Genomic DNA, 11491 nt, shown 5'->3' on the forward strand with positions numbered 1-11491 from the left:
ACCTGACGATGGGCGGTCCGCCGCTGCACCGCGACTGGGCATCGCCGGGGCTGACCCTGAACGGCGGCATCCTCGCCATCCGGGGCCGCGGGTATGGCGATTTCTCAGGTCTGAGCCAGAACGCAGGGGATCTGGATTCCCGGCACGGCGGCATCCGCATCCCGACACGCGCGCCCGGCGCCCCCTGCAATGCCCACGGCATCCAGGCGGGCATGTCCGGCGGCAACATCGCGCTCCACCAGGACACCAAGGGCATCTACGTGATGGTGTGCAGGAACGGCCCGGGCACCAGCGACGGCGTCTGGGTCAGGGCCATGGCGGGCTGACCGCGGTCAGCCCACCCGCGTCAGCCCACCCACTTGCGCGCGTTGCGGAACATCCGCATCCACGGGCTGAACTCGCCGGCGTCGCCGCCGGTCCAGCTCATCTGGATGTTGCGGAACACGCGCTCCGGATGCGGCATCAGCGCGGTGAAACGGCCGTCGGCCGTGGTCACCGCGGTCAGGCCCTGCGGGCTGCCGTTGGGGTTGAGCGGGTACTGCTCGGTCGGCTGGCCGTCGCCGTCGACGTAGCGCATCGCGCGCAGCACCTGGTCGGCGTTGCCGCGCTGCGAGAAGTCCGCGAAGCCCTCGCCGTGCGCGACCGCGATGGGCAGGCGGCTGCCGGCCATGCCGGTGAAGAAGATGCTCGGCGAGTCGACGATCTCGACCTGCGCCAGGCGGGCCTCGAACTGCTCGCTGCGGTTGCGCACGAACTTCGGCCAGTCCTGCGCGCCGGGGATCATCGGCGACAGCGCCGCCAGCATCTGGCAGCCGTTGCACACGCCCAGCGCGAAGCTGTCGGAGCGCGCGAAGAAGGCCTCGAAGGCCGCCTTCAGCACCGGGTTGAAGAGGATGGACCGCGCCCAGCCCTCGCCCGCGCCCAGCGTGTCGCCGTAGCTGAAGCCGCCGCAGGCGACGAAGCCCTTGAAGTCCTTCAGGTCGACCGCGCCGGCCTGCAGGTCGCTCATGTGCACGTCGTAGGCGTCGAAGCCGGCCTGCGCCATCGCGTAGGCCATCTCGACATGCGAGTTGACGCCCTGCTCGCGCAGGATGGCGACCTTCGGGCGGACGCCGCCGGCGATCAGCGCGGCAGCGACGTCGTCCTTGACGTCGAAGCTCGGCGACCAGTGCAGGCCCTTGCCCGGCGTGCCGGACAGCGCGTGTTCCTGGTCGGCGCAGGCGGGGTTGTCGCGCTCGCGGGCGATGCGCCAGGAGACCTGGTCCCATTCCTGCTGCAGCTCGTTCAGCGGCGCGGCGAAGACCTTCTTCGCGTCGCGCCAGACCTCGGCCTGCTTGGCGTCGTTCGTCTTGCCGACGACGTGCGAGATCTTCGACAGGCCGTGCGCGCGCAAGGTCTGCAGCACCGCGTCGCGGTCGCCGGTGGCGACCTGCAGCACGACGCCCAGTTCCTCGTTGAACAGCGCCTTCAGCGTCAGTTCGTCGCGGCGCCCGCTGACCTGCGAGGCCCAGTTCTTGGAGTCGCCGACCTCGGCGCGGCTGTCGCTGATGCCGTCGCCTTCGGTGACCAGCATGTCGACGTTCAGGCTCACGCCGCGCTGGCCGGCGAAGGCCATCTCCAGCGCCGCGGCGAACAGGCCGCCGTCGCTGCGGTCGTGGTATGCCAGGAGCTTGCCCTGGCCGCGCAGGTCGTTGACCGCGGCGACCAGCGCCTTCAGCAGCGCGGGATCGTCGAGGTCGGGGACCTCGGGGCCGAACTGGTTCAGCGTCTGCGCCAGGATCGAGCCGCCCATGCGCATGCGGCCCTGGCCGAGGTCGACCAGCACGAGCGTCGTGTCGCCGTCCCGCAGTTGCGGGGTCAGCGTGCCCCGCACGTCGGCCAGCGACGCGAAGGCGGTGATGATCAGCGAGACCGGCGCGGTGACCTGTTTCGTCGCACCGTCGTCGCTCCAGCGCGTGCGCATCGACAGCGAATCCTTGCCCACCGGGATGGAAATGCCCAGCGCCGGGCACAGCTCCATGCCGACGGCCTTGACGGTGTCGTACAGCGCGGCGTCTTCACCCGGTTCGCCGCAGGCGGCCATCCAGTTGGCCGACAGCTTCACGCGCGACAGCTCGATCGGCGCGGCCAGCAGGTTGGTGATGGCCTCGGCCACGGCCATGCGGCCGGAGGCCGGCGCGTCGACGGCGGCCAGCGGCGTGCGCTCGCCCATGCTCATCGCCTCGCCGGTGAAGCCGTTGAAGTCGGACAGCGTGACGGCGACGTCGGCCACCGGCAGCTGCCACGGGCCGACCATCTGGTCGCGGTGGTTCAGGCCGCCGACGGTGCGGTCGCCGATGGTGATCAGGAAACGCTTGCTGGCCACGGTCGGGTGGCGCAGCACCGTGCGCGCGGTGGTCGCGAGGTCCACGCCGTCCAGCGTCAGCGCGCCGCCCGAGCGGGCCACGCGCGTGACGTCGCGGTGCATCTTCGGCGGCTTGCCCAGCAGCACGTCCATCGGCATGTCGATGGCGCGCTCACCGTCGGCGCCGTCTTCCAGCACCAGCTCACGTTGTTCGGTCGTCACGCCGACGACCGCGAACGGGCAGCGCTCGCGCTCGGCCATCGCGGTGAAGAGTTCCAGGCTCTCCGGCGCGATCACCAGGACGTAGCGCTCCTGGCTCTCGTTGCACCAGATCTCCTTGGGTGCCAGGCCGCTCTCCTCGAGCGGGACCTTGCGCAGGTCGAAGATCGCGCCCCGGCCGGCGTCGTTCACCAGTTCCGGGAAGGCATTGGAGATGCCGCCCGCGCCCACGTCGTGCACGGCCAGGATGGGGTTGCGCTCAGCCAGGCCCCAGCAGTGGTTGAGGACCTCCTGCGCGCGGCGCTGGATCTCGGGGTTGCCGCGCTGGACCGAATCGAAGTCCAGGTCGGCGGTGTTGGTGCCCGCGGCCATCGAGCTGGCGGCGCTGCCGCCCATCCCGATCCGCATGCCGGGGCCGCCCAGCTGGATCAGCAGCGAGCCGGCGGGGAAGGCGATCTTCTTGGTCAGGTCCGCGCGGATGGCGCCCAGGCCGCCGGCGATCATGATGGGCTTGTGATACCCGCGGCGGATGCCGTCCACGTCCTGCTCGAAGACGCGGAAGTAACCGCCCAGCGCGGGCCGACCGAACTCGTTGTTGAACGCGGCGCCGCCCAGCGGGCCCTCGGTCATGATCTGCAGCGCGCTGGCGATGTGCGCGGGCTTGCCGACGGGGTTCTTCTCCCAAGGCTCGGACAGGCCCGGCAGGTGCAGGTTGGAGACCGAGAAGCCGGTCAGGCCGGCCTTGGGCTTGGCGCCGCGGCCGGTGGCGCCCTCGTCGCGGATCTCGCCGCCGGCGCCGGTGGACGCGCCCGGGTGCGGGGAGATCGCCGTCGGGTGGTTGTGCGTCTCGACCTTCATCAGCACGTGCGCGGTTTCGGCGCGGGCCTCGTACTTCGGCGCGCGGCGGTCGCCGGCCGCCATCCAGCGCTCGATCACGTGGCCTTCCATCACCGCCGCGTTGTCGGCGTAGGCGATCACCGTGTGCTGCGGGTGCAGCTTCTCGGTGTTGCGGATCATGCCGAACAGCGACAGCGGCTGCGCCTCGCCGTCGATGGTGAACTGGGCGTTGAAGATCTTGTGGCGGCAGTGCTCGCTGTTGGCCTGCGCGAACATCATGAGCTCGACGTCGCTGGGGTCGCGGCCCAGCTTGGTGAAGGCGGCGACCAGGTAGTCGATCTCGTCGTCGGACAGCGCCAGGCCCCAGGCGCCGTTGGCCTCGTCCAGCGCGGCGCGGCCGCGGGCCAGCACGTCCACGTGCGCCAGCGGCTGGGCCTGTTTCTCGTCGAACAGGTGCGCGCCGGCTTCGCGCGACAGCAGCACGCTCTCGGTCATGCGGTCGTGCAGCAGGTCGGCGCAGGCGAGGATCTCGGCCTCGGTCAGCGGCTTGGCGCCCCCGGTCAGGCCGGCCGTCAGGCTGCTGAGCAGGCCCGACTTCAGCGTCAGGCGGAATTCGGTGACGCGTTCGACGCGGTGGATCGGCAGGCCGCAGTTGTGGGCGATGTCGGTGGCCTTGGAGGCCCAGGGGCTGAGCGTGCCCAGGCGCGGGGCGACGACGATCAGCGCGCCGTCCGACGCACCTTCGTAGGCGTCGCCGTAGTCCAGCAGCGCGGCCAGCTTGCCGCGGCCTTCCTCATCGATGGCGGCGTCCGTCCAGACCCAGTGGACGTGACGCGCATGCACCGCGGCGATGCGGTCGCTGACGGCCTGCAGACGCGCCAGCAGCGCCGCGGCCCGGAAGGACGAGAGGGCATTGCCCCCCTCGAAGTGAATCAGATGCTTGGAGGAGGTGGTGCTGGCCATGGGGTCCCAGGGGTTTGCGCCGCGCGCGCCGCGACGGTGAGCCCGCCATTCTAGCCAGCGCAGCCGCCCAGCCCGGGTTTACCCCCTCCGCCGCGCCCTGCGGGAACGGCTCAGGGCGCTGCTCAGCGGCAGTCGGTGAGGCGCTCCAGCGCCAGATGCAGTTGCTGGTCGGACAGCTTGCCGCGCTGCGGCTGCACCCAGGCGCCGGGCGTGCCGGTGACCAAGGGCTTCAAGGCCAGGACCTTGACCGGCTCCGGCTGCTCCGGCCGCTCGCGGTCCAGCGACCACCAGCCGTCCGGCACGGTACAGGTCATGCCGACATCGACGGCCGGGGCCGCCACGGCGGCATTCGCACCGGCCGTCAGAGCGCACAACCCGATGACAGAGGGCAACACGCGGGCAATCACACGCAACTTCACACCAACTCCCTGGAACATTATTCGAGTGACCGAATGTATCGACGTACTGCGCCGTAATCGCGCGCAAATTCCACCATTCGCCCGTTTTCGTGTCCCCCATTCGTGGGGGATTGCGTCACGGGCTCCGAGGGTCTCCGCCCCCTGCCGTGCCGGGCTCTTCCGATCGGCGGATGGCGGGGGTCATGGCTTGTCGCTACATTGGTCGGTTCTCGGATCCGGCGTGCGTCTCCAACGAAGCTGGCGCACGCGGGTCGTTCATTGCCACTGGAGACCACCATGTCCCGCAAGACCCCCATCGAGCTCTACCGCAACATCGGCATCTCGGCGCACATCGACGCCGGCAAGACGACGACGACGGAGCGCATCCTGTTCTACACCGGGGTCAATCACAAGATCGGTGAAGTGCATGACGGCGCCGCGACGATGGACTGGATGGCGCAGGAACAGGAGCGCGGGATCACGATCACCTCCGCGGCGACGACCTGCTTCTGGAAGGGCATGGACCGCTCCTACCCCGAGCACCGCATCAACATCATCGACACCCCGGGGCACGTGGACTTCACCATCGAGGTGGAGCGCTCGATGCGGGTGCTCGACGGCGCGGTGATGGTGTACGACTCGGTCGGCGGCGTGCAGCCGCAGTCGGAGACGGTCTGGCGCCAGGCCAACAAGTACAAGGTGCCGCGGCTGGCCTTCGTGAACAAGATGGACCGGGTCGGCGCGGACTTCTACCGCGTGCGCCAGATGATGGTGGACCGCCTCAAGGCCAACCCGGTGCCGGTGGTGCTGCCCATCGGTGCCGAGGAGAACTTCAAGGGCGTGATCGACCTGCTGAAGATGAAGGCCATCCTGTGGCACGACGCCACGCAGGGCATGACCTTCGATTACCAGGAGATTCCGCCGGAGCTGAAGGCGCAGGCCGACGAGTGGCGCGAGAAGATGGTCGAGGCGGCGGCCGAGGCCGACGAGGAGCTGATGAACAAGTACCTCGAGACCGGCGAGCTGACCGAGGACGAGATCCGGCGCGCGATCCGCAAGCGCACGATCGCGGGCGAGATCCAGCCGATGCTGTGCGGCACGGCGTTCAAGAACAAGGGCGTGCAGCGGATGCTGGACGCGGTGATCGACTTCATGCCCTCGCCGGTGGACATCCCGCCGGTGCACGGCACGGACGACGACGAGCAGGACACGACGCGTGCGGCCGACGACAACGAGAAGTTCAGCGCCCTCGCCTTCAAGCTGATGACCGATCCGTATGTGGGCCAGCTGACCTTCGTGCGGGTGTATTCGGGCATCCTGAAGTCGGGCGATTCGGTCTACAACCCGACGCGCGGCAAGAAGGAGCGCATCGGCCGGATCCTGCAGATGCACGCCAACCAGCGCGAGGAGATCAAGGAGATCCTGGCCGGCGACATCGCTGCCTGCGTCGGCCTGAAGGACGTCACGACCGGCGAGACGCTGTGCGACCCCGAGGCCATCATCACGCTGGAGCGGATGATCTTCCCGGAGCCGGTGATCTCGCAGGCGGTGGAGCCCAAGACCAAGGCGGACCAGGAGAAGATGGGCATCGCGCTCGGACGCCTGGCGGCCGAGGATCCGTCCTTCCGCGTGCGCACGGACGAGGAGTCGGGCCAGACCATCATTTCCGGCATGGGCGAGCTCCACCTGGAAATCATCGTGGACCGGATGAAGCGCGAGTTCAGCGTCGAGGCCAACGTCGGCAAGCCGCAGGTGGCGTATCGCGAGACTGTGCGCAAGGCGGTGACGGACGTGGAAGGCAAGTTCGTGCGCCAGTCCGGCGGCAAGGGCCAGTACGGGCACGTGGTGTTCTCGCTGGCGCCGCAGGAGCCGGGCAAGGGCTTCGAGTTCGTCGACGCGATCAAGGGCGGCGTGGTGCCGCGCGAGTTCATCCCGGCGGTCGAGAAGGGCGTGATCGACAGCCTGCCCAACGGCGTGCTGGCGGGGTATCCGGTGGTGGACGTGAAGGTCACGCTGACCTTCGGCTCGTACCACGACGTGGACTCGAACGAGAACGCGTTCAAGATGGCGGCGTCGCTGGGCTTCAAGGAAGCCTGCCGGCGCGCGAGCCCGGTCATCCTCGAGCCGATGATGGCCGTGGAGGTCGAGACGCCCGAGGACTACGCCGGCACGGTGATGGGCGACCTGTCCAGCCGCCGCGGCATGGTGCAGGGCATGGACGACATGGTCGGCGGCGGCAAGATCATCAAGGCGGAAGTGCCGCTGTCGGAGATGTTCGGGTACTCGACCTCGCTGCGCTCGGCCACGCAGGGCCGCGCGACGTACACGATGGAGTTCAAGCATTACAGCGAAGCTCCGAAGAACGTCGCCGACGCGATCATGACCGCTCGAGCCAAGTGAACGCCCTACGCGCGTTGGCATGACGAGACGGGCCGCCAACGCGGCCCGTCTTCATTTGGAAGAGAACGTAGTGACGACGTGCTCCAAATCCGTGTCGACTAGATTGCCTGGCAGCAGTCATGGCTAGCAAAAAAACAAAATTCGAGAAAATGCAAGCCATAGCTTGCATTCAAAGATAAACAAAGCAAGCCATAGCTTGCATAAATCCAACTCAAGATCAAAAATGTCAGCCATGACTGACACATCCAGCTTCCCCGAGGATATAGGCCTTGTGTTGAAAGCGCGCCGGGAAGCCCTCGGCCTCTCAAAGAAGGACCTGGCGGAAAAGGCTAGCCGCGTTCGCGAGGTGATCTATCGCCTGGAGGCAGGCCAAGAATCCACCGTGTCGTCGCTCATGGCTGTGACCCGAGCATTGGGGCTGCGCATTCGTTTCGAACATGCGGGAATGCCGACGATGGAGGAACTCGCTGAACGCTTTGCCAGGGATGACGACGATGCTGCCTGAAAAGCTGCCGCTGCTGGACGTCAGCATTGGAGGCAATCGACAAGCCGGTCAATTGCTGAAAGCGTCGACCTACGAGTTTCGATATCTCCACCCCACGCCCGACCAGCCGTCGGTGTCGTTGCTGATGCCTGCGCGCAAGCAGTTGACGTGGCATGCCGGCGACCTGTTTCCGTCGATGGATCAGAACCTGCCGGAAGGCGATCTGTTCATGCGGATCCGCGAGCTGTTTCCCAAGCAGCCGACAACCCCCATGCACTTGTTGGCGCTTATCGGCGAAAACGGCATCGGACGATTGGGATACACGCTACCCGGCGACGCGCCAGCCCCTCGTGCGCAGACGCTCAGCCGCGACTCGCTGCTGAAGATGCGCTACACGCCGGAGCTGTTCGATCAACTTGTCCGGGCCTATCTGAATACCGGCGCCGGGATCGCCGGGATGCAGCCCAAGATCATGGTGCCTGACCGACCCACGATCCCCATCCCCTCCCTGATCGTGAAGGCGGCGAGTCCCGCCTACCCGGGCCTGGCGGCCAACGAGTTCCTCTGCCTCAGCGCGGCAAAGCGTGCGGGAATCGAGGTGCCAGGTTTTGACCTCTCCGATGACGGTCAGCTGTTGCTGGTGGACCGTTTCGACGTTGTGCAGCATCCGGGCGGATTCGTCGAACGCCTAGGGTTCGAGGACGTGGCCGCGCTCTCCGGCCAGCGTGTTCGGGACGTACTGTCGGATCGCAAATACCACGGCAGCTATCAGCGCGTCAGCGATCTGCTCAAGCTCATCCAACTGTCCAAGTCAGACCTGCAACGCTTCTTCGAGCAGGTCGCCTTCTCCGTCATGGTGCGCAACGGAGATGCCCACCTCAAGAACTTCGGCGTGCTGTATCGATCCGCAGAGGACGCATGGCTCGCGCCGATGTTCGACGTCGTGACGACAGCCGTGTATCGCTACACCCGCTACGCCGGCGGCCCGGAGTTGGAAGACCGCACGATGGCGCTCAAGCTGTACTCCGGTCGTCATCAGACAAAGGCGTATCCGACCACAGAAGAACTGACAGCCTTCGGGCAGCGACATTGCGACGTTCGAGATCCCGCCCCCGTTCTGTCACGCATCGCCGACGCGATGCGCGAGACGATCAAGGAGGCTGCCGGCGATGACCGGATCCCGAAAACGTTGCTGGCCGATCTCTCTGCCGTCTGGGAAGAAGGGCTGCTGCACGGGCGCTGATCAGCGCTCCGTTGCTGCAGCGAACCCATCCTGCCTCAAGTCGCGGCAAGCGCCGCGCGCACAGCCACATCCAAGGTCGTCGTCGGCCGTCCGATGAGACGCGCCAGCGCGCCGCCGTCGTCCTGCAACGCGCCATCCGCGGCCTGCTCGTCCGAATCCGCCAGCAGCTCCGCCAGCGGCGCCGGCAGGCCCGCATCGAGCAGCACGCGCTCGTAATCCGCGCGCGGCAGGTCCTTGTACGCCACGGACTGGCCGCTCTGGCGCGCGACTTCCGCGGCCAGCTCGGTCAACGTGTGGCCACGGTCGCCGGCCAGCTCGAAGGTCTCGTTGCCGCCGATCGGACGCGCGAGCACCGCGGCCGCCGCGTCTGCATAGTCGGCGCGCGCCGCCCACGAGATGCGCCCTTCCCTCGCCGAGCCGAGAAAGGCGCCATGCTTGAGCGCCATCGGCAGCGCGGCCAGGTAGTTCTCGACGTACCAGCCGTTGCGCAGCAGCACGTGCGTCAGGCCGGAGGCAGTGATCAGCGCTTCGGTCTCGCGGTGTTCGCCGGCCAGGCCGAGCGGCGAGCGATCGGCGTGCAGCACGCTGGTGTAGACGAGCTGGCCCGCGCCGACGGCCTTCGCCGCGTCGATGACGGCGCGGTGCTGCGGGACGCGATCGCCCAGGTCGTTCGAGGAGATCAGCAGCACACGCTCCGCGCCCGCGAAGGCCTTGGCCAGCGTGTCGGGGCGCGTGTAGTCGCCCTCGCGGACGACGACGCCGCGTGCGGCCAGGTCGGCGGCCTTGGCGGGCGTGCGCACGGCGGCGACGATGCGCCCGGGCGCGACGCCCTGGGACAGCAGGCGGTCGATGACCAGGCGGCCGAGTTGGCCGCTGGCGCCGGTGATGACGATCATGATCAGGACTCCGGAAAAGGTGAAGAGGCATCCATGCTAGAAACCAGAGTCCGTATCTAGAATGGACAAAGATCCATAATTCATGTCTTTGCGTTCCAGGAATCCCACCCATGAGCATCGACCTGCTGAGCGCCGTCCTGCGCGACACGGGCCTGTCGCGGCGCCTGCTGGACCTGAGCGCGCTGTCGCCGGATTGCGCGCTTCGCTTCCCCTGCGATCGCAGCATCGGGCTGCACGTGGTGCTGCGCGGCAACGTGGTGCTGCATGCGCCTGAGCTGGACGAACCGCTGCGCCTGAGCGGCGGCGACATCGCGGTGATGTCGCGCGGTCATCCGCATGTGCTGAGCCTGCGCCCCGCGCTGGACGGTCAGCGCGTCGAGGACATCGACATGCAGCGCACGGTGGCGCTCGACGCGTTCAGCGCCGTCGGGGCTTCGGGGGTTTCAGGAGGTTCAGGCGCGTCCGTCGCGCCACCGGAGACGGACGCCGTCGTCCTCAGCGGCGCCTACCAATTCTGGCACACGCCGCTGCATCCGTTCTTCGCGGAGCTGCCGGTCTGGGCAGTGCTGCGCGCGGCGGACATGCCGCGGCTCGGGCCGCTGGCGCTGGCGGGCGGCCTGCTGGTCGAGGAACTGCGCGAGGCCGAACCCGGCGCCGAGATCATCACGCATGGGCTGCTCGATCTGCTGTTCACCTATGCGCTGCGGCAGTTGATCTCCCGGCGCGCGGCGACGAGCGTGGGGTGGAGTCTGGCCGTCCAGGACCCGACGGTGGGTCGCGCCGTCGCGCTGATGCACGGCGATCCGTCGCATCCGTGGACGCTGGAGGAGTTGGCGAAGCGGGTCGGCCTGTCGCGCACCGCGCTGGCGGAGCGCTTCCGCGAGGCCATGGGCGACACGCCGCTGAACCACCTGCGCGTGGTGCGCATGCAGCGCGCGATGCAGCTGCTCGCGCAGACGCGGCACAGCCTGGAGGCCGTGGCCGCGGCCGTCGGCTACAAGGACGCATTCGGGTTCTCGAAGGTCTTCAAGCGGACCGTCGGACTCTCGCCGAAAGCGTTCCGGCAGCAGGACGCGGCGGAGCGGCAGGATCCGTGGCGCTTGTCGGCCGGGTGACGCCTGCCGGCTTCAAGCCACGTACGGCAAGAGAGGGTCAGGATTTGTCAGGTCGCCCGGCGAGGAGTTCTCCGCCCCAGGTGCCCGGATCGACATCGCGCTCGGATTGGGAGAACGTCCAGACGTATCCCGCCAGATCCGAGGCGGTGTATTGGCGCTCGCCGTACGGGAACGATTGCGGCTGGGAATGCAGCTCCGCCCCTTCGGCGGCAGCTCGTGAAGCGTGCTGATCGACGCTCGCGACCCGGACCATGAGGGAGAACTCCGGATCGACCGGCGCATCGCCGTGAGCCACGACGATCGCGCCGTTGCCGATCGTCAGTTGCGCCCGGTGGTCGCCGATGCGCAGGCGTTCGGTGAAACCGAAGACCCGGACCAGCCACGCCACGGCGACCGGCACATCCGGGTAGTACAGCACCGGGATGACCGTGGCCGAGGGCATCGAGCGGTTCTCGGTACCGGACAGGAAGGCGGGGTCGTGGGGCACGGCGGTGCGCCTCGTCGGTGGTCGACTAGAGGCGCACGATATCAGCGAAGGCCTCCGTAGACACCACCAACACACGCACCGGGCGAGCATAGGTCGAGCTGTTCG

Annotated in this window: 9 protein-coding genes; 5 read left to right on the plus strand and 4 right to left on the minus strand. The window is 68.0% G+C overall.

The features are described 5' to 3' along the window. Window positions 1-326 (plus strand): hypothetical protein (locus tag VF536_RS06775; RefSeq protein ID WP_331614051.1); only part of this gene is annotated, 326 nt, incomplete at its 5' end. Between the two features lie 20 nt (window positions 327-346). Here VF536_RS06775 and purL read toward each other — a convergent pair. Both purL and VF536_RS06785 read right to left on the minus strand, forming a co-directional pair. Further along, complete coding sequence (purL, locus tag VF536_RS06780; protein WP_331614052.1) at window positions 347-4363, minus strand: phosphoribosylformylglycinamidine synthase; 4017 nt, start codon at window positions 4361-4363, stop codon at window positions 347-349. A 122-nt stretch (window positions 4364-4485) separates the two neighbouring features. After that, the gene (locus tag VF536_RS06785; RefSeq protein ID WP_331614053.1) at window positions 4486-4758 is read right to left on the minus strand and encodes a hypothetical protein; all 273 of its coding nucleotides are present in this window, start codon (window positions 4756-4758) and stop codon (window positions 4486-4488) included. Window positions 4759-5058: 300 nt separating this feature from the next. Between VF536_RS06785 and fusA the strand changes: the two genes are divergently transcribed. The 3 genes from fusA to VF536_RS06800 all read left to right on the plus strand — a co-directional run bounded on the left by fusA (window position 5059) and on the right by VF536_RS06800 (window position 8888). Continuing rightward, the gene (fusA, locus tag VF536_RS06790; protein ID WP_331614054.1) at window positions 5059-7161 is read left to right on the plus strand and encodes an elongation factor G; all 2103 of its coding nucleotides are present in this window, start codon (window positions 5059-5061) and stop codon (window positions 7159-7161) included. 232 nt (window positions 7162-7393) lie between these two features. Next, complete coding sequence (locus VF536_RS06795) at window positions 7394-7666, plus strand: helix-turn-helix domain-containing protein (RefSeq protein WP_331614055.1); 273 nt, start codon at window positions 7394-7396, stop codon at window positions 7664-7666. Then, a complete protein-coding gene (locus VF536_RS06800; RefSeq protein WP_331614056.1) occupies window positions 7647-8888 on the plus strand; it encodes a type II toxin-antitoxin system HipA family toxin in 1242 nt (413 codons plus the stop codon). The genes VF536_RS06795 and VF536_RS06800 overlap by 20 nt, the downstream gene beginning before the upstream one ends. 35 nt (window positions 8889-8923) lie before the next feature. Here VF536_RS06800 and VF536_RS06805 read toward each other — a convergent pair whose 3' ends face one another. Beyond that, window positions 8924-9784 (minus strand): SDR family oxidoreductase, encoded by an 861-nt coding sequence (locus VF536_RS06805; RefSeq protein ID WP_331614057.1) that lies wholly within the window; start codon window positions 9782-9784, stop codon window positions 8924-8926. Between the two features lie 110 nt (window positions 9785-9894). Between VF536_RS06805 and VF536_RS06810 the strand changes: the two genes are divergently transcribed. Further along, window positions 9895-10899, plus strand: a complete 1005-nt coding sequence (locus tag VF536_RS06810) for an AraC family transcriptional regulator (protein ID WP_331614058.1) — start codon at window positions 9895-9897, stop codon at window positions 10897-10899. A 37-nt stretch (window positions 10900-10936) separates the two neighbouring features. Here VF536_RS06810 and VF536_RS06815 read toward each other — a convergent pair whose 3' ends face one another. After that, complete coding sequence (locus VF536_RS06815; RefSeq protein ID WP_331614059.1) at window positions 10937-11386, minus strand: VOC family protein; 450 nt, start codon at window positions 11384-11386, stop codon at window positions 10937-10939. Window positions 11387-11491: the final 105 nt, after the last annotated feature.

This window comes from Roseateles sp. (genome assembly GCF_036486225.1).
Classification (GTDB): domain Bacteria; phylum Pseudomonadota; class Gammaproteobacteria; order Burkholderiales; family Burkholderiaceae_C; genus Roseateles.

What these genes read in the sequence shown, in the direction of transcription:
- VF536_RS06795 (WP_331614055.1), top strand. Translation starts at nt 7,394, where the DNA reads ATGACTGACACATCCAGCTTCCCCGAGGATATAGGCCTTGTGTTGAAA.
- VF536_RS06810 (WP_331614058.1), top strand. Translation starts at nt 9,895, where the DNA reads ATGAGCATCGACCTGCTGAGCGCCGTCCTGCGCGACACGGGCCTGTCG.
- VF536_RS06800 (WP_331614056.1), top strand. Translation starts at nt 7,647, where the DNA reads ATGACGACGATGCTGCCTGAAAAGCTGCCGCTGCTGGACGTCAGCATT.
- purL (WP_331614052.1), bottom strand. Translation starts at nt 4,363, where the DNA reads ATGGCCAGCACCACCTCCTCCAAGCATCTGATTCACTTCGAGGGGGGC.
- fusA (WP_331614054.1), top strand. Translation starts at nt 5,059, where the DNA reads ATGTCCCGCAAGACCCCCATCGAGCTCTACCGCAACATCGGCATCTCG.
- VF536_RS06805 (WP_331614057.1), bottom strand. Translation starts at nt 9,784, where the DNA reads ATGATCGTCATCACCGGCGCCAGCGGCCAACTCGGCCGCCTGGTCATC.